At 74.3% G+C, this 17,618-nt stretch carries 17 protein-coding genes; 5 read left to right on the top strand and 12 right to left on the bottom strand.

Annotation, left to right across the window (positions count from 1 at the left end):
* Positions 1-2: 2 nt before the first annotated feature.
* Positions 3-872, bottom strand: a complete 870-nt coding sequence (locus ES689_RS00490; RefSeq protein ID WP_146898818.1) for an NAD(P)H-hydrate dehydratase — start codon at positions 870-872, stop codon at positions 3-5.
* Entirely contained in the window at positions 856-1,710 is an 855-nt protein-coding gene (locus ES689_RS00485) for a histidine phosphatase family protein (RefSeq protein ID WP_146898815.1), read from the bottom strand. Before ES689_RS00485 ends, ES689_RS00490 begins: the two co-directional genes overlap by 17 nt.
* A 110-nt stretch (positions 1,711-1,820) precedes the next feature.
* Between ES689_RS00485 and ES689_RS00480 the strand changes: the two genes are divergently transcribed.
* Positions 1,821-2,174 carry an MmcQ/YjbR family DNA-binding protein gene (locus tag ES689_RS00480; protein ID WP_146898812.1) on the top strand — a complete coding sequence of 118 codons (354 nt, stop codon included), beginning with the start codon at positions 1,821-1,823 and terminating at the stop codon, positions 2,172-2,174.
* A gap of 163 nt (positions 2,175-2,337) precedes the next feature.
* On the opposite strand, the gene epsC is transcribed toward ES689_RS00480, so the two are convergent.
* The 5 genes from epsC to ES689_RS00455 form a co-directional block, all read right to left on the bottom strand.
* Entirely contained in the window at positions 2,338-2,889 is a 552-nt protein-coding gene (gene epsC, locus ES689_RS00475; RefSeq protein WP_146898809.1) for a serine O-acetyltransferase EpsC, read from the bottom strand.
* A 1-nt stretch (position 2,890) separates the two neighbouring features.
* Complete coding sequence (cysK, locus tag ES689_RS00470; protein WP_146898805.1) at positions 2,891-3,829, bottom strand: cysteine synthase A; 939 nt, start codon at positions 3,827-3,829, stop codon at positions 2,891-2,893.
* A 188-nt stretch (positions 3,830-4,017) separates the two neighbouring features.
* Positions 4,018-5,724, bottom strand: a complete 1,707-nt coding sequence (locus tag ES689_RS00465) for an FAD-binding oxidoreductase (protein WP_370512317.1) — start codon at positions 5,722-5,724, stop codon at positions 4,018-4,020.
* Positions 5,721-6,737: a 1-acyl-sn-glycerol-3-phosphate acyltransferase gene (locus ES689_RS00460; RefSeq protein WP_146898802.1), complete on the bottom strand. Its 1,017-nt coding sequence runs from the start codon at positions 6,735-6,737 to the stop codon at positions 5,721-5,723. The genes ES689_RS00465 and ES689_RS00460 overlap by 4 nt, the downstream gene beginning before the upstream one ends.
* Positions 6,734-7,555 (bottom strand): SDR family oxidoreductase, encoded by an 822-nt coding sequence (locus ES689_RS00455; protein ID WP_146898799.1) that lies wholly within the window; start codon positions 7,553-7,555, stop codon positions 6,734-6,736. Before ES689_RS00455 ends, ES689_RS00460 begins: the two co-directional genes overlap by 4 nt.
* 86 nt (positions 7,556-7,641) lie before the next feature.
* Between ES689_RS00455 and ES689_RS00450 the strand changes: the two genes are divergently transcribed.
* From ES689_RS00450 to ES689_RS00435, 4 genes are read left to right on the top strand one after another with little or no spacing between them, the layout of a single operon-like run.
* The gene (locus ES689_RS00450) at positions 7,642-8,463 is read left to right on the top strand and encodes a hypothetical protein (protein ID WP_146898796.1); all 822 of its coding nucleotides are present in this window, start codon (positions 7,642-7,644) and stop codon (positions 8,461-8,463) included.
* Positions 8,460-10,862 (top strand): SDR family oxidoreductase, encoded by a 2,403-nt coding sequence (locus ES689_RS00445; RefSeq protein WP_146898793.1) that lies wholly within the window; start codon positions 8,460-8,462, stop codon positions 10,860-10,862. Before ES689_RS00450 ends, ES689_RS00445 begins: the two co-directional genes overlap by 4 nt.
* A 23-nt stretch (positions 10,863-10,885) precedes the next feature.
* Positions 10,886-11,713 (top strand): ferritin-like domain-containing protein, encoded by an 828-nt coding sequence (locus tag ES689_RS00440; RefSeq protein WP_123546824.1) that lies wholly within the window; start codon positions 10,886-10,888, stop codon positions 11,711-11,713.
* A gap of 57 nt (positions 11,714-11,770) precedes the next feature.
* Positions 11,771-12,118 (top strand): LysR family transcriptional regulator, encoded by a 348-nt coding sequence (locus tag ES689_RS00435; protein ID WP_123546825.1) that lies wholly within the window; start codon positions 11,771-11,773, stop codon positions 12,116-12,118.
* 48 nt (positions 12,119-12,166) lie between these two features.
* Here the strand turns inward: ES689_RS00435 and ES689_RS00430 are convergent, their stop codons facing one another.
* The 5 genes from ES689_RS00430 to ES689_RS00410 all read right to left on the bottom strand — a co-directional run bounded on the left by ES689_RS00430 (position 12,167) and on the right by ES689_RS00410 (position 17,284).
* Complete coding sequence (locus ES689_RS00430; RefSeq protein WP_146898791.1) at positions 12,167-12,508, bottom strand: hypothetical protein; 342 nt, start codon at positions 12,506-12,508, stop codon at positions 12,167-12,169.
* Between the two features lie 181 nt (positions 12,509-12,689).
* Positions 12,690-13,676, bottom strand: a complete 987-nt coding sequence (locus tag ES689_RS00425; RefSeq protein ID WP_146898788.1) for an SDR family NAD(P)-dependent oxidoreductase — start codon at positions 13,674-13,676, stop codon at positions 12,690-12,692.
* On the bottom strand, positions 13,673-15,025 hold the full coding sequence (locus ES689_RS00420) for a glycosyltransferase (RefSeq protein WP_146898785.1): 1,353 nt from the start codon (positions 15,023-15,025) through the stop codon (positions 13,673-13,675). The genes ES689_RS00425 and ES689_RS00420 overlap by 4 nt, the downstream gene beginning before the upstream one ends.
* A gap of 61 nt (positions 15,026-15,086) precedes the next feature.
* The gene (locus ES689_RS00415) at positions 15,087-16,454 is read right to left on the bottom strand and encodes a HAMP domain-containing sensor histidine kinase (RefSeq protein WP_146898781.1); all 1,368 of its coding nucleotides are present in this window, start codon (positions 16,452-16,454) and stop codon (positions 15,087-15,089) included.
* Positions 16,451-17,284, bottom strand: coding sequence for a response regulator transcription factor (locus ES689_RS00410; RefSeq protein WP_223269301.1), 834 nt, complete (start codon positions 17,282-17,284; stop codon positions 16,451-16,453). The genes ES689_RS00415 and ES689_RS00410 overlap by 4 nt, the downstream gene beginning before the upstream one ends.
* Positions 17,285-17,618 lie beyond the last annotated feature (334 nt).

Raw genomic sequence — 17,618 nt, 5'->3', positions numbered from 1 at the left:
GCCTAGCCGCCGACCTCGACGAGCACCCGCGGCAGCTCGGCCAGCAGCTCGCTCGCGAGGAACCCGAGGGGCCCGACCCCGACGGCCAGGCGATCGCCCGCCGACGCGTGGGCGTGGGTCGCCCACGTCGCCGCCTGGGCCGGTGTCGCCCCGCGGGCGGCGAGGCCGGCGACGGCCCCCGCCAGGACGTCGCCGCTGCCCGACGTGCCGAGGCCGGGGTGGCCCGCGCCCGATCGCCGGAGCCGGCCGTGGGGCGAGGCGACGAGGCTCTGGCAGGCGACGACCGCCTCCCACCGGGCTGCGATCTCGAGCAGGTCGCTCGCGAGGTCGTCGACGTCGCGGTCGAGCAGCCGGCCGGCCTCGCTCGTGTTCGGGGTGAGGACGAGGCGGCCGCGCAGCCGGTCGAGCGTGTCGCCGCAGCGCGGCAGCACCCCGAGCGCGAACGCGTCGAGGACGACGATCGTCTCGTGCCCCACGAGGTCGGGAAGGAGGCGCACCAGGGCCTCGGCCTCGTCCGCGTCGTCGAGCCCCGACCCGGCGAGCACGGCGTCGGCGCCCGCGAGGTCGGAGGCCGCCGCCTCGAGGGAGGAGCCGACCACGTGGCCGGCCGCGGTCTCCCCCAGGGGGACGACCCCCGCCTCCGGCAGGGCCACCGCGACGTGCGGCGCGACCGATCCTGCGACGGCGAGCGTCAGTCGCCCGGCGCCGACGCGCAGCGCCGCGAGCGCGCCGAGCATCGCGGCGCCCGGCGTGCGTGCGGCTCCCCCCACGACGACGACCTGACCGCGCGAGTACTTGCCGTCGCCGGCGCTCGGCAGGGGCCACTCGCGCAGCAGGTCGGGAGTGATCACGTGCTCAGTGCGGTCGGACATCGGGGTCTCCCTCGTGGACGGTGACGGGCGCGTCCTCCTCGGCGAGGTGGTCGACGTCCGCGAAGCGGTCGAGGGTCCACCAGGAGGCGCCGGTCTCGCGCCTGAGGGTCGTCACGGACGCGTTCGTGACGGCGTTGCCCCGGGCGAACTCGAGCAGGTCGGCCTCGCTCAGCCCCGTGCAGACGGAGACGACCAGCATGATGACGGCGTCGTGGGCGGTGAGGACCACGCGGTCGACGTCGCCTGCGGCGGTCGGCTCGTCGAGGTCGCGCAGCAGCGACCGGACGCGGAGGGCGACGTCGGCCCAGGACTCTCCTCCGGGCGGCCGGTGGTAGAACTTGCCGAGCCGGTGGCGTCGCGCCGCCTCGTCGGGGTGGCGCGCCTCGACCCCACGGCGGGTCAGCAGGTCGAGCACGCCGAGCTCGCGGTCGCGCAGCCGCTCGTCCACCCGGACGCTCGCCTCGACGCCGGCCTCGTCGAGGGCCGTGCCGATCGTCTGCCGGGCGCGGAGGTAGGGCGAGCACCAGAAAGCGGTGCCCCCGCGGACGCCGGTGACGGTGCCTGCGTCGTCGGCGGGGTCGCCGGGGTCGCCGGGGTCGGCGGGGTCGCCGGGGTCGGCGGGGTCGGCGGGGTGGGCGGGGTGGGCACTGCGACCGAGGTCCAGGCCGTCCAGCCAGGAGGCGAGGGCACGCGCCTGCTCGACCCCCTTCTCGCTGAGGGGCACGTCGGCGTCGCGCTCGGCGACGTCGATCGTCTCGTCGCCCGCCGCCTCGGCGGCGCTGGCGGCGACGTTCGCGGTGCTCTCGCCGTGGCGGACGAGGAGGAGTTCCCTGATCATGCCGACGACGGTAGGCCGTCGCCCGGGACGACGACCGGTCCGCTCGCGTCCCGCGCGACCGGACCGACGCCTCCTCGTCGCGTGTCGGAGGCGCCTGGCATCCCGGTGCCATGCCGACGACGACCGAGCAGGTGCAGGCGATCTGCGCCGAGCAGCCCTCCGCCGAGCTGACGTTCCCGTTCGGGCTCGAGATCGCGGTCTACAAGGTGCGCGGCAAGATCTTCGCGCTCGTGCCGGTCGAGGCCGAGACGCCGAGCGTGTCGCTCAAGGCGGTGCCGGAGCACGCCGAGCAGCTGCGGGCCGAGCACCCGGAGATCACGCCGGGCTGGCACCTGAACAAGCGGCACTGGATCACGCTCGACCTGTCGGGCGACCTGCCCGCGACCATGGTCGAGGACCTCGTGGGCAACTCGTACGACCGCGTGGTCGCGGGCATGCCGAAGTCGCGGCGCCCGCTCGCCTAGCCCGGCCGACCGCTCGCCCGCTCGACCGCTCGCGCGGCAGCGCGGTCGAGGACTCAGGCGACGGCGTCGTGCCCGACAGCCCGGCGCCGCACTCCGCGCAGCAGCCGCCGCCGGCACCTGATTCGTCGACGCGACGACGCGACGACGTGACGACCGAGGCGCGTCAGCGGCGCCGCGGCCGGGCGACCGCGGGCACGCCCACCGCGACCGACCCGGGCGGCACGTCGTGAGTGACGACCGCCCCCGCGCCGACGACGCTGTCCGCGCCGACCACGACCCCGCCGAGCACGGCAGCGCCCGCGCCGACCGTGACGCCGCGCTCGAGCGTCGGGTGCCGCCGCCCGGCGACCCCGCGGCCCCCCTTGCCCCCGAGGGTCACGCCGTGGAACAGGGTGCAGTCGTCCCCGACGACCGCCGTCTCGCCGACGACCGTCCCCATCCCGTGGTCGATGAACAGTCGCCGCCCGAGCAGCGCCCCAGGGTGGATCTCCACACCGGTCGCCGTCCGGGCGACCTGCGACAGGACCCGCGCGACGAACCGCGAGCCGAGGAGGCGCGGCACCCCTTCCGCACGCCACAGCCGACTGGTCAGGCGGTGCGCCCAGACCGCGTGCAGCCCCGAGTAGACGAGTGCCGTCTCGAGCCGCCCGCGGGCAGCGGGGTCACGTCGCCGGACGGTCGCGAGGTCCTCGCGCAGCCGAGCGACCAGCCGCACGCTAGGCGTCCGCGAGGTCCTGGAACAGCACCGTCGAGAGGTAGCGCTCCCCCGTGTCGCAGACGATCGCGACGATGCGCTTGCCGGCGTTCTCGGGTCGTGCCGCGATCTCGAGCGCCGCGTGCACGATGGCCCCGGACGAGATGCCGGAGAGGATGCCCTCCTTCGTGCCGAGGTCGCGAGCCACGCGCAGCGCGTCGTCGAGCTGCACGGGGAACACCTCGTCGATCTGCGACCGGTCGAGCACCTCGGGCACGAAGTTGGCGCCGATGCCCTGGATCTTGTGCGGCCCGGCCTTGCCCTCGCTGAGCAGCGGCGAGTCGGCGGGCTCGACGGCGACGACCTTCACCCCGGGGACCTCCTCGTGCAGCACCTGGCCCACGCCCGTGATCGTCCCGCCGGTGCCCACGCCCGCGACGAAGAAGTCGATCGCGCCGTCGGTGTCGCGGATGATCTCGCGCGCCGTCGTGCGGCGGTGGATCTCGGCGTTCGCCAGCGTCTCGAACTGCTGGGCCCAGATCGCGCCCTCGGTCTCGTCGACGATCTGCTTCGCCCGCTCGACCGCGCCGCGCATGCCCTCGCCGCCCGGCGTGAGGACGACCTCGGCGCCGTACGCCTTGATCAGGGTGCGGCGCTCGACGCTCATCGTCTCGGGCATGGTGATCACGACGCGGTAGCCGCGGGCGGCCCCCACGAGCGCGAGCGCGATACCGGTGTTGCCGCTCGACCCCTCGACGATCGTGCCGCCGGGCTGCAGCTGGCCCGACGCCTCGGCCGCGTCCACGATGGCGACACCGAGACGGTCCTTGACGCTCGCACCGGGGTTGTAGAACTCGAGCTTCACGACGACCTCGGCGCCGCCCGGCACCGCCAGCCGGTTGAGGCGCACGAGGGGCGTGTCGCCGAAGGCGGAGGTGATGTCGTCGTGGATGCCGGGCATGCGCGTCTCTTCCGTGAGGTGGGTCGGTACGTACGAACAGATCTCAGTGTAGGCAGCGGGCCTGCGCCGCCGCCGCAGATGACGCCGTCGACGATTCAGGCGACGAAGGAGGTGCGGGCCGGCTCGCCGAGGACCGCAGGCACCCGGCGACGCCGGTACCTGAATCGTCGACGCCAGGAGCCGGCCGGCTACGCGCCGGTGACCTTGCCCGGGTTGAACACGCGCCCGGGGTCGGCCGAGTCGAACAGCCCCTGCATGACGGCGACGCCCTCGGGCGAGACGTCCTGCGCGAGCCACGGCTGGTGCTCGAGGCCGACGCCGTGGTGGTGCGACACGGTCGCACCGGTGTCGATGAACGCCTGCTGGATGGCGTGCTTCACGACGTCGTACTCCGCCTCGGCCTGCTCGCCGTGCTCGAACGCGAAGGTGAAGTAGAGGCACGCGCCCGAGTGGTACGAGTGCGACAGGTGGCCCATGATCCAGCCCTGCACGCCGATCTGGTCGAACGCCTGGTTGGCGGCGGCGTAGACGCGCGACGAGACGGCGCGCAGCTTCGACCAGGGCGCCGCGGTCTCGGAGACGTCGGCGGCGCCTCCGTGGTCCATGAAGAAGTCGCGCAGGTAGGGCGTGTCGAACTTCTTCTGGTCGTAGAGCTTGCCCGGGCCCTTGCCGACGCCCATGCCCTTGTTCGCCTTGACGATCTTGGCGACCGCCTTCTGGGTGTGGGCGACGTGCTCGGGGCTGCCCTCGTAGCCGATGAACGACAGGCACATCGCATCGACGTCCCAGCCCTTCGCCTTGAGCACCTTCGGCAGCGCGTCGTTCACGACCTTCGCGATGCCCGTGCTCGCCTTCGAGGTCGCGAACGAGAACGCCGTCTCGTGCGCGTCCGAGACGCGGGTCACCGACGGGCGCGCGTCGCTCTCGGCGATCGCCTGCATGGCGGCGAGGCCGTCGTGCCACGACGGGAACAGGTAGGCGAGGATCTCGCGCTTCTCGGGCAGGCGGTGCACCTGGGCGGTGACCTCCGTGATGACGCCGAGGCGCCCCTCCGAGCCGATGATCATCTCGCGGAGCGACGGCCCGGTGGAGGCGCTGGGCACCGCGCGGATCGCCAGGACTCCCCCGGGGCGCACGACGCGCAGCCCCTTGGTGATGTCGGCGATGTCGCCGTACTTGTCGCTCTGCATGCCGGAGGAGCGGGTCGCGACCCAGCCCCCCATCGTCGAGTGCGTGAAGCTGTCGGGGAAGTGGCCGAGGGTCCAGCCGCGGGCGTTGAGCTGTTCTTCGAGGTCGGGGCCCTGGCCGCCGGCCTGGATGCGGGCGAGCCCGCCGTCCTCGTCGATGTCGAGCACCTTCGACAGGCGGCCCATGTCGAGCGAGACGACGGTGCGCTCCTCGGCCGGCATCGGCTCGAGGCTGCCCACGATGTTGCTGCCGCCGCCGAAGGGGATCAGCACGACGTCGCTCGCGACGGCGAGGTCGACGATCTGCTGCACCTCCGCCTCGTCGGCGGGGTAGACGACGAGGTCCGGCACGCGCTCGAGGATGCCCGCGCGGATGCGGATCAGGTCGCGGATGCTCTTGCCGTAGGTGTGCACGACGCGGTCGTGGTCGCCCTGGTCGACGTGCTCGGAGCCGACGATCTGCACGAGCGAGTCGAGCACCTCGGCCGAGGCGCGCGAGGCCGGGACGGTCAGCTGAGCGAAGTCGAGGCCCGTGTCGTGCTGGCCCTGGGTCAGCTCGACGCCCACGATCTTCTTCACGAACGGGGCGAACCCGGGCTTGTCCTCGTGGTGGAACGCGACGCCCTCGACGCCCCAGCCCCACCACTTCATGTGCGCGACGCCGTGGTCGGCGGCCGTGGTCTGGGGCTTGTTCTGGACGTCGGTCACGGTCGTGCTCCTTCAGAGGGGTGTTCTGGGCCCAGGATGCGGGCGGTGTTCGCGTCCTTGAGACGCAGGATCTCGGCGCGGAGCCGAGCGGAGAAGTCGAGGGGCGTCTCGCCGGGCTCGGGGCGCATCGGGTCGCCGAACGCGACTCCGACGGGCAGCCGACCGGGGCGCGGCCAGCTCGAGCCGCGCGGGTGCGCGATGTGCGCGCCGATCAGCGCGAGCGGGATGATCGGCACGTCGCAGGCGGCGGCGAGCGCCGCGGCACCGGGCTTGAAGGAGGCGACGGTGCCGTCCTTGGACCGGGTGCCCTCCGGGAACACCAGTACCGGGTAGCCGCGCTCGAGCAGCGAACGGGCGCTGACGGTCGGCTGGCCGGCGCGGCGGCGGGCGGCGGCCTTGGCGGCGGCCTTGCGCCGCGCCGCGGACGGGACGGCCGTCGCGCCCGTCGACGGGTGCGCGGCCGCTGCTGCCGCCGCGGCGACCGCGCCCGGAGCCTGGGGCGTCGACGAGCCCGGCGTGCCCGCGGGCGTCGCGGTCGACGACCCGCGCTGCACGGGGAAGGCGTTGAAGAACAGCTCGGTCAGCTTGCGGCGCCACGGCACGTCGAAGAAGTAGTCCGCGGCGGCGCCCGTCGCGAGGTAGCGGGCCAGGCGGCGGGGCAGCGCTCCGAGGATGAGGGGCGCGTCGAGGTGGCTGGAGTGGTTCGCGACCACGATGAAGCCCCCCTCGACGCCCTTGAGCCGGTCGCGGTCGATGACGGTGACGCTCGTGATCGACCAGATGGTGGGCTTGAGCACGACGCGCTGGGCGACGTAGCGGGCCATGGCGTGGCCGCGTGAGCTGAAGCGGTCCGTGACGTCGACGGCGGCACGCGCGACGGCGTCGCGGCGAGGACGAGCGGCACGAGCGTCGGAGGACGACGAGGCGGACGAGGACGACGAGGCCGAGGAGGAGGACTCCGACCCGGCAGGCTGCGCGGTCTCGTCGGGTCGCTCGTCGCGGGCCACCGTCACCGCTCCACCGGAGCGTCCGTGCCGGCAGCACCGCCGGCGACGGCGTCCGCGGGCGCACGGCGGCTCGACGAGATGGCGCCGGACACGGCGCGCACGGCGCTGCCCGGGGCGTGCTTGACCAAGCCGATCAGCACCTTGTACCGAAGCGTGGGCATGGACACCACCTTGCCTCTCTCGACGTCGCGCAGGCACGCGGACACCAGTCGTTCGGCGCTGAGCCACATCGAGTTGGGTATGGACGACGACCTGATGCCGGCGCGCTGATGGAACTCCGTGCGCACCCACCCCGGCTGCAGCACCGTGACGCCCACTCCGCTGCCCTTAAGCTCGACCGCGAGGCCCTCGCTGAACGAGTTGACCCAGGCCTTGATCGACGAGTAGCTGCCCATCGCCATGAAGCCCGCGACGCTGCCGACGTTCACGATGTGGCCCGAGCCGCGGAGGCGCATGGCGCGCCCCGCGGACGCGGACAGCACCAGCACGCTCCGCACCATCACCTCGAACGCGCGGTCGTGCACGGCCGTGTCCGTGCTCGTCAGCGGCTCGTGCACGCCGAAGCCGGCGTTGTTGACGAGCAGGTCGACGGGGCGGTCGACCTCGGCGAGCCGGGCGGCCACCCGGTCGACGTCGGCACGGTCGCCGAGGTCGGCGGAGAGCACCTCGACGTCGCGTCCGAGGGCCCTCAGCTCGAGGGCGGTCAGGTCGAGTCGGGCGGGGTCGCGGGCGACCAGGACGAGGTCCCAGCCGCGGGCGGCGAGTTGGCGGGCGAATTCGGCTCCGATGCCGGACGTGCCCCCGGTGACGAGCGCTGTTGCCATGCCGCTTACGATACGGTCTTGTCGGGAAACTGCGTGCATCGTGTCCCGTTCACCACCGCGATGAGGTCCCCCGGAGGAACACAGCCATGACGACCGATCGCGACCCCTACGACTCGAGCACCTTCGACATCCGCGAGTTCACCCTGACCGCCCAGGGCACGCTCCGCGCCGAGCTCGACCTGGCCCCATTCGAGGCCGCGCCGCTCGGCCCTGACGAGCTCCGCCTCCTGCGCCACCTCGGTCGTCTCGAGAGCGCGACGATGGAGCACCTGCGCAACCTGCTCGTCACCGCCACCCACAAAGACGCTCGGGTCACCGCGTTCCTCGTGACCTGGGCGTTCGAGAAGTACTGGATCGCCGACGCCGTCGACGCCGTGCTCGAGGCGAACGGCGAGCCGCGCCTCAAGGACGTCGAGGAGGGGCCCCGCCGACACAGCCCCGCCGAGGCCGTCGAGCGGCGAGGCCCGATCACCCGCGCGATCGAGGCGATCGGACGCGGCGTGCCCATCGTCGCCGTGCACATGACCACCGGCCTCGTCGACGAGTGGGTGATGCGGCACGCGTACGACGTCCTCGTCGAGCGGGCCGACAGCCCCGCGCTGACGGCGATCGTCGAGCGCCTCCGCACCGTCAAGGCGCGACACGAGGAGTTCTTCGACGTCGAGGCCCGCTGGCGCCTCGAGGACTCGGCCCGTGCCGTGACGCAGACCCGCGCCTCCTTGGCGACCGCCGTCTGGCCGCTGGGCGCCGTCGAGCGCTCCGACGCCGAGCGCACCTTCTTCGACGCCGCGGTGTGGGGCGGCGCCGCCGGCCACCTGCGTGCGGACGCCGTCGGCGACCGCGTCGCCGCCCTGCCAGGACTCGACGCCTCCGTGGGCGCCGCCGTGACACGAAAGCTCATCGCATGACCGCCCCTGCCCCCTCCTCCGTCCCGGGCTCGACCGTGACCAGCCTCGGCTCGTCGCACGTGCTGCTGACCGGCGGCACCGGCTTCGTCGGCCAGGCGATCCTCGAGCGGCTGCTGTCGTCGCACCCCGACACGACCATCACGCTGCTGATCCGCCCGAAGGCCGGCACGTCGGCCCTGGCCCGCCTGCGGCACCTCCTCAAGAAGCCCGTGTTCGCGTCGTGGCGCGAGCGCGTCGGCACGGACGAGGTCGAGCGCGCGCTGACCGAGCGGCTGCGGGTCGTCGAGAGCTCCCTCGGCGCGCTGCCCGCCCTGCCGAGCGACCTCGACGTCGTCATCCACAGCGCGTCGACCGTGTCGTTCGACCCGCCGATCGACCAGGCGTTCGACACGAACGTGGGCGGCGCCGTCGGCCTGTACGAGGCTCTCGTCGCGGCGGGCGGCGACCCCCATGTCGTGCACGTGTCGACGGCGTACGTCGGGGGCATCCGCAAGGGCGTCTTCCCCGAGGCGGCGCTCCGCCACGACGTCGACTGGCGCGCCGAGCACGCGGCAGCCCGCGACGCCCGTGCCCGCGTCGAGGCGGCGTCGCGCCAGCCGGAGACGCTCCGCGGGTTCCTGGCCGAGGGCCGGGCGGGCCACGGCAAGACCGGACCGCAGGCGGTCGCGGCGGCAGCCGAGGAGGCGCGGGTCGCCTGGGTGGCCGCCCGTCTCGTCGACTACGGGCGCACCCGCGCCGAGACCCTCGGCTGGACCGACGTCTACACGCTGACCAAGGCCTTCGCCGAGCGAGCCGCCGAGCAGATCTGGGCGGCCGAGGGCCACCGGCTCTCCGTCGTCCGCCCCGCGATCGTCGAGAGCGCCCTGCGCCACCCCTACCCGGGCTGGATCGACGGCTTCAAGGTCGCCGACCCGCTGATCATGTCGTACGCCCGCGGCCTGCTGCCCGAGTTCCCCGGGGTGCCCGACAGCGTGCTCGACATCGTGCCGGTGGACTACGTGGTGAACGTGATCCTGGCCGTCGCGGCGAACCCGGCCGACGCCTCCTCGGCTGCTGCCGGTGCCGGCACTGCTGCCGGTGACGTCGACGCGGTCACCTCGGCCCCGGCCCCCGAGCCGCAGTACTTCCACGTCGCGTCGGGCAACAGCAACCCGTTCCCCATCCTGCGGATGTTCGACAACCTCAAGACGTTCTTCACGGCGAACCCGCTGCCGCGCGACGAGCACACGAGCATCCCCGTGCCGACCTGGAACTTCCCCGGCGTGCGCAAGGTCGAGGGCGCGATCCGGACCGCTCAGCGCACCAACGACTGGCGCGAGCGCGTGCTCGTCCGCCTGCCGTCGACGGCCCGCACCCGCACGAGCCTGACCGACGTGCAGACGAGGCGGGCCGACCTCGAGTCGCTGCAGAGCCTCACCGACCTGTACCGGCACTACGTGCAGTCCGAGATCATCTTCGACGACCGTCGCACCCGGGCCCTGCACGACGGCCTCCCCGAGGAGGCGCCCGCCGACATCGGCTTCGACGTCACGGACATCGACTGGGAGGACTACTTCCAGACCGTGCACTTCCCGTCGATCACCGCGATGACGCGGGCGTTCTCGGTGCGTCCCGCCGCGGCCGGCGCCGTGCTCGACGCCAGGGCCCTCCCGCACCGCACCGACGTCGTCGCCGTCTTCGACCTCGAGGGCACCGTGCTCGACTCGAACATCGTCGAGCAGTACCTCTGGGTGCGCTCGAACGGCTTCCGCAAGGCGGCCTGGCCCGCCGAGGTCGCCTCCCTGCTCACAGGCCTGCCTGCCTACCTGCGCGCCGAGGGGCGCGACCGGGGCGAGTTCATCCGGGCGTTCCTCCGCCGCTACGCCGGCATGCCCGTCTCGCGGCTGAAGGGCGTCGTCCGCTCGGCCGGCTACGCCGAGACGGTCCGCCGGCACACACTGCCCGAGGCGCTCGCGCGCATCGCGGAGCACCGCGCGGCCGGGCACCGCACCGTGCTCGTGACGGGCTCGATCGGCACCCTGGCCACCCCCATCGCGCACCTCTTCGACGAGGTCGTCGCGAGCACGATGCACGAGCGCGACGGGGTCCTCACGGGCTACCTCGCCCAGCCGCCGCTCGTCGACGAGGCCCGCGCCGCGTGGCTCGCGCAGTGGGCCCTCGAAGAGGGAATCGATCTCTCGGGCTCGTACGGCTACGGTGACAGCCACGCCGACCTGGCGTGGCTCGAGATGCTCGGCAACCCCTCAGCCGTCAACCCCGACGCCAATCTCGCACGCGAGGCGCTCCGAAGAAGATGGAGCATCCGAGATTGGTCGCGTGCCCGCGGTTCGTCCGCGTCCGGAACATCGACGGCTCCCGCCGTCGGCACCACCTCGAAAGGAGAAGGAGACAGGGTCTGACGACCCGCGCCTCCTCACGCCACATGGCATTCGACATCGACAAGTTCGCCGCCACCAGCGAGCGCATCACCTGGGACGACCTCGACCTGGACCACTTCAAGGAGAACCCGCTCAGCCCGGACTCCCTCCGCACGCTCCGCTACATGGCCGACGTCGAGTACCACACGGTCTGCTACACCCGCGACCTGCTGACGACCCCCTCGCACAAGGAGGGCGACGTCTCGACCTTCATGACGATGTGGAACCGCGAGGAGTTCTGGCACGGCGAGGCCCTCGCCGCGATCCTCGAGGTGCACGGCGAGAAGGTCGACTACGACCAGCTGCGCGCGAACCGCCTCAAGCTCGGCTGGCGCGACAAGCTCGACCCGGTCAAGCAGGGCCTGCTCGGCAAGTTCGTCGGCTCCGACTTCGTCGCCGTTCACATGTCGTGGGGTGCCGCGAACGAGTACTCCGCCGTCGCCGCGTACAAGCGCATGGCCGCCCTCGAGAAAGATCCCGTGCTCGCCGAGCTGCTCGTCCGCATCGCCCGCCAGGAGTCGCGCCACGTCGCGTTCTACGTCTCCCAGGCCCGCGAGCGCCTGCTCAAGAGCAAGAAGGCGCAGAAGCTGACCCGCTTCCTGCTCCAGAAGGTCTGGGCGCCCGTCGGCTCGTCGATCATGGAGCTCGACGACGTGAAGTTCGTCTTCGGCCAGCTGATGAGCGGCGAAGAGGGCCGCAAGGCCGCCGAGAAGCTCGACGCCAACATCTCGAACCTGCCCGGCATGTCGGGGCTGACGATCTTCCAGAAGGCGCTCGACGGACTCGGCGTCACGCACGGGCCCGCCGCGGGCGGCTCGGTCAGCGTCGCCTGAGGCTCCGTTAGTCTGGGGCGGTCGGGCACCCGGCCGACCAGCGAGAGGCGACACCACGTGAAGACGAGCCACCTGAGGCACTTCCTCGTCGCGGCCGAGGTGCTGCACTTCCCCGTCGCGGCCGACAAGCTCGGCATCTCGCGGCAGAAGCTCGAGTCGTCGATCGAGGCGCTCGAGCTCGAGTTCGGGCAGAAGCTGTTCGACCGCGACGCCTCCCCCTACCGCCTGACCAAGGCGGGCCGCGCAGCCGTCGTCGTCGCCGAGGAGGAGCTGGCCAGCCCCTCGACGCCGCCTGCGCCGCCTGCTCCCCCGGCCGGCGGCAAGGCCAAGGCGTCGAAGGGCAAGGGGCGCACCCCGGCGGTCAAGGGGCAGCCCAAGCCGTTCAAGAAGCGGCAGGGGCGCTAGGGACGCCAGGGCGCCAGGGGCGTCGGCGGTCACAGGGCGCCAGGGGCGCTAGCCGGCCTCGCCTCCGCTCGCCTCCGCGAACCAGTCCGCGTAGCGGGTGTTCTCGGCCATGCGGCGGGTCTCGTCCGGGGCGTCGTCGTCCCACCAGACCGGGCCCCGCTCTCCGAGCGCCGTCTTCGCGGCGTCGACGCGGGCTCGGGCGGCCTCGCGGGCCTGGGGGTCGTCGTCGGCGAGAGCGCTCTTCTTCGCGCGCCGCGCCTCCATCAGCTCGTGCACCAACTCGGCCCGGCGCTGCTCGGGCAGCGACGGGTCCGTGCGGCGCCAGAGACGCCCCCGCACGACGAGGTACCGGCCGTCCGGAGTGACGAGGGGTGCGGGTGCGTCGGCCATCGGCCCAGTCTGCCGCGCGCCGGGCAGCGCCGGGCCGTTGCGGGCTCCGGGTCGGGTCGCGTCGAGGACTCAGGCGACCGCGTCGATCCCCGCCCCGAGCTGCCGTCGTCCGACGCGTCGACGACGCCGTCTCCTGAGAGCTCGACGCCGCCCGACGCCGCTCGACGCCGCTCGACTCCGGCTAGACGACGTACCGCGTGGCGCCCGGCTCGTCGCTGCCGAGCACCCACCGCCAGGTGTCGCGGAGGCCGTCCTCGAGGCTCGTCGACGGCTCCCAGCCGAGCTGCCGCGCGAACCCGTTGTCGGACAGGAGGCGGTCGACCTCGCTCGCGTCGGGCCGGAGCCGCGACTCGTCGACGACGACCCGCGCGTCCCGACCGCTGACCCGGACGAGCAGCTCGGCGAGCGCCCCGATGCTGATCTCCTGGCCGGTGCCGAGGTTGACCGCGCGCCCGAGCGCGGCGTCCGACGACCCGACCGTGAGGAACCCGGCGACCGTGTCCGAGACGTGGGTGAAGTCACGGGTCGGCGCCGTCGACCCGAGCCGGATCTCGTCGGCGCCGTCGGCGAGCTGCCGCAGGATCGCCGGGATGACGGCCCGTGCGCTCTGCCGCGGGCCGTACGTGTTGAACGGGCGGCAGACGGCCACCTCGGTGCCGAACGACGCGTGGTACGAGAGCACGAGGGCGTCGGCCGCGATCTTGGAGGCGGCGTAGGGCGACTGGGGCTGTGCCGGGTGGCTCTCGTCCATCGGCACCCTGAGCGCGCTGCCGTAGGTCTCGGAGGTCGAGGTGTGCACCATGCGGGCGCCGTGCCGACGGCAGGCCGCGACCACGGCGTGCGACCCGACGACGTTGGTCTGGACGTACGACTCCGGGGCGACGTACGAGTACGGGATGCCGATCAGGGCCGCGAGGTGGAACACGACCTCGACCCCGGCCACGGCCTCGTCGACCACGAACGGGTCGCGGACGTCGCCCGCGAGCAGCTCGACGCGGTGGTCGGACGCGTACCGGGCGAGGGCTCCCGCCGCGCCGTAGGGCTTGTAGTGGCACAGGGCCCGCACCCTGGCCCCCCGCGCGACGAGCTCGTCGACGAGCGCCGAGCCGATGAAGCCCTCCGCTCCGGTCACGAGGACGGTGCGGCCCTGCCAGGTGGAGTCGTTCATGAGGTGGTCCCTTCGGTCGAGCTGGTGGAGGTGGAGGTGGAGAACGAGGAGGCGCGGATCGAGGAGGTGCCGATCGAGGAGGTGCCGATCGAGGAGGTGCCGGAGGGCGAGGCCGCGGAGGCGACGCGACAGGCCGGGGGCGCGAGCTCGATCACCCAGCCGGCCACGGCGTCGGCGGCGCCGGCGTGGGGCGACGGGCCCGCCGGTCTGGCAGGCGGGGCGGCCGGGGCGACCTCGGCGAGCTCGACCGCCCTGGTCAGTGACGCCGCCAGCGTCTCGCCGTCGAGGTCGCCGTCGCGCACGACGACGACGGGTGCCCGACCCGACGCGGCCAGCGCCTCCGCGTTGGCGGTCTGGTGGTCGTCCGTCGCGCCGGGCAGGGGCACGACGACCGCGGGGACGCCGAGGTGCTCGACCTCGGCCACGGTGCACGCTCCGCCCCGGACGACGACGACGTCCGCCGCCGAGTAGGCGGCCGCCATGTCGTCGATGTGCTCGACGACCTCGGCCACCCGGTCGCCGCCGCCCTGAGCCAGTGCGCGGCGCAGGCTCGCGACGTGGGCCGGGCTCGCCTTGACGACGAGCCGGAGCCGTCGGCCGAGCAGGGCGCCGACCTTCTCGACGCCGCCCTCCGCTGCCCGCGCGGCCGACGTGCACGCGAGCTCGACCGCGGCACGGTCGAGCGACGCCGCCCCCAGGCTGCCGCCCGAGACCACGACGAGCAGCTCGTCGTCGTCGACGCCCCAGGAGGCGCGGGTCGGCCCCCGAAGCGACTCCCGGTCGCACGCCGCCAGGGCAGGCAGGATCGGGATGCCGACCCGCCGCACCTCCGCCCCGCCGGCGAGCCCGGCCGACGCGGGGTCGAAGGCGCAGGCGACGCGCCCTGACAGCCGAGCCGCGAGACGGTTCGCGAGCCCCGGCGCCGCGTTCGACTCGTGCACGACCACGGGCAGGCCCAGGGACCAGCCCGCGACGACGGCCGGCACGCTGGGGTAGCCGCCCACCCCGACGACGACCTGCGCGCGCCGTCGCCGCAGTTGGCGACGCGCGACGAGCACGCAGCGGACGAACCGCGCCGGGAACATCAGGGCCGAGAGGCCCGGTCGCCGGGGGAAGGCGACCATCGGCGTCGTGTCGAGCTCGTAGCCGGCCGCCGGGACGAGGGTCGCCTCCAGCCGGTCTGCGGTGCCGGCGAAGGTGACGACCGCCTCCGGCGCCTGTCGCTGCAGCGCCGCGGCGACGGCGATGCCGGGGAACACGTGGCCGCCGGTGCCCCCGGCGGCGACGACGACGCGGAGGCGGTCGACCGGCCGGGCCGAGCGGGTGCGTCTCGAGGTGGTGGTTGTCATGCCGCAAGGGTCGGGCCCCTGCGTGAGGTGAAGGTGAAGTGCGGCTGCCGAGGCGACCAGGTCAGCCCTCGCGGAGCACCAGCCGGATGGTCGTGCCCGCGCCGCCGTCCGAGCGAGCCTCGGCGGTGATCGCGCCGCCGGCCCGCGCGACGACCTGCGCCGCGATGGCGAGCCCGAGCCCCGACCCGGGCAGCCCGCGGGCGGCCGGTGCCCGGTGGAACCGGTCGAACACCCGCTGCCGCTCGTCGGCGGGGATGCCGACGCCGTGGTCGGACACCGTGACGACGACGTCGGCGACCGCCGCCGGCGTCTCGCGGACGACGCGCACCTCGATCGCGCCCCCGGCCCCGTACTTGACGGCGTTGTCGAGCACGACGTCGAGGAGGCGCCCCAGCCGCCCCGGGGGGACGCGCACGCCCGTCGGCGCGTCCGGCAGCTCCGTCCGCAGCTCCACGCCGGGCGCACGACGCGACACGGCCGCCACCGCCGCACGGGCGGCCGCGACGACGTCCTCGACGACCAGCTCGGCCGTCCGCGCGCGGTCGTCGCCCGCGAGCTCCACGAGGTCGTCCACGGTGCGCGTCATCGCCGCCACCTCCTCGCCGAGCGCCGCCCCGAGGGCTGCCCGCGTCTCGGGTCGGAGCGGACGGTCAGCGGTGAGCAGCTGGACGTTCGTGCGGAGGGTCGTGAGGGGCGTTCGCAGTTCGTGGGAGGCGTCGGCCACGAAGGCACGCTGGGCGTCGTCGGCCGCGGCGAGCTCGACGAGCATGGAGTCGACGGCGACGGCGAGCCGGCCGAGCTCGTCGTCGGGCGAGGTCGACGAGAGGTCGACGTGGTCGTGCGGGTCGGCGCTGTCGCTCACGCGCCGGACGGCCTCGTCGAGGCGCCGCACCGGGCGCAGCCCGACGGTCGCCGCGGCCCAGCCGAGCAGGCCCGCGAGGCCGACGCCGGCTCCGCCCGTCGCGGTGAGGGCGACGGCCGTCCGGGTGAGGGCCAGGTCGGCCTGGCGCGTCGGGACGCCGACGAGGGCGGCCTCGCCCGGCCGGGCCGGGACGGCCACCACCCGGACCGGACCCGCCGTCCAGCGCGCCCGCGGCTGGTCCCCGCGGGCGACCGCGAGGGCCGCCTCCGTCGTCCGCAGGGGCCCCGTGCCGGTGCCCAGCCCGTCGGCGAACTCGACCAGCCGGACACAGGCGGGCTCCGCCGCCCAGCGGCACTGCTCGCTGCCCTCGCCGGTCCAGTCGGCGTCGACCCTGACGAGGCGCTGCACGCGGGTCGCCTCGCGGTCGAGAGCCGTGTCGAGGGAGGCGCGGACCTGGCTCGAGACGACGAGCCAGGTCAGGACGGCGACGAGCACCACCGCGACGGCCACCGACCCGGCGACGAGGACGGCGACCCGGCGCCGGAGCGAACCGCGTCGCGCGGTCACGGCTCGAGCCGGTAGCCGAGGCCGCGCACGGCGCGGACGACGGGGCGGGCGGCCGAGCCGCCTGGAGTCTCGTCCGCCCCGCCGTCGACCGGCCCGCGCACGAGCCCGGCGAGCTTGCGGCGCAGCGAGCTGACGGCGACGTCGAGGGCGTTCGACGCGGGCGGCGGCCGGTCGGCCCAGACGACGTCGACGAGCTCGTCTCGGGTGCGGACGCGCCCGGGGTCGCGGAAGAGCAGCCCGGCGAGGCCCGCCTCGATCCGGGTCAGCTCGACGGAGGCCGGCGTGCCTGCCGCGGTGCAGGTCGCGTCCTCCCGCACCAGCCGCTGCCCTGTCTCGTCGAGCACGACCCCGCGCCACCGAGGCCAGGCACCGGCTCGCGTCCCCGCACCGGCCGCGACTCCTGCTCCTGCCTGGTCCGGCGGACCGTCCCAGCCGCCGGGCGTCCGCCGCAGCAGGGCACGGACGCGGGCGCGCAGCTCGTCGACGTCGAACGGCTTGCCGAGGTAGTCGTCGGCGCCGGCGTCGAGCCCGGCGACCCGCTCGGCGGGCCGGTGGTGGGCCGTGAGCACCAGGACGGGCACGCCGTCGCCGGCCGCGCGCAGTGTCCGGCAGACGGCGGCCCCGTCGAGGAACGGCATGGCCAGGTCGAGCACGACCGCGTCGGGGTCGTGCTCGGCGACGGCGAGCAGCGCCGACCGCCCGTCCGCCGCGGTCACGACGCGGTGCCCGTCCGTCTCGAGGGCCACCCGGACCCCGAGCAGCACGTTCGGGTCGTCGTCGACGACCAGCACCGTCGCCTGCCGTGTCGTGTCGCGGTCGCCTCGTGCCACCCGCCGCCTCCTGTCCCCGTCGTGTGCGTGTCCGTGCTCGTGCCTCGGTCCGGGTCCGGCTGGCCGACCTCGCCGGGCGGACGAGCCGCACCGCCAGCATCGCATGAGACATGTCGGTGCGGGCTGATCGCGCGGCCAGCGCTAGCGGCGACCGGCTAGCGGCTAGTCGAGGCCTGGACGCGCGAGCTCGTCGCCGGCGGTCGAGACAAGGAGGCGGCGGCCCGGTGGATCGCCGAGCTGCGGTCCTCGAACCCGGACGAGCACCGCGCCGGGGTCGCCCGCCGGTCGCGGGCGATGCGTCGTCAGCTGGCCCGCGAGGACCCGGAGCTGCTCG

This window comes from Frigoribacterium sp. ACAM 257, from assembly GCF_007954365.1.
Lineage (GTDB): Bacteria > Actinomycetota > Actinomycetes > Actinomycetales > Microbacteriaceae > Frigoribacterium.
Note: the sequence above shows the minus strand (reverse complement) of the source record. Positions and strands in the feature narration are given on the sequence as shown.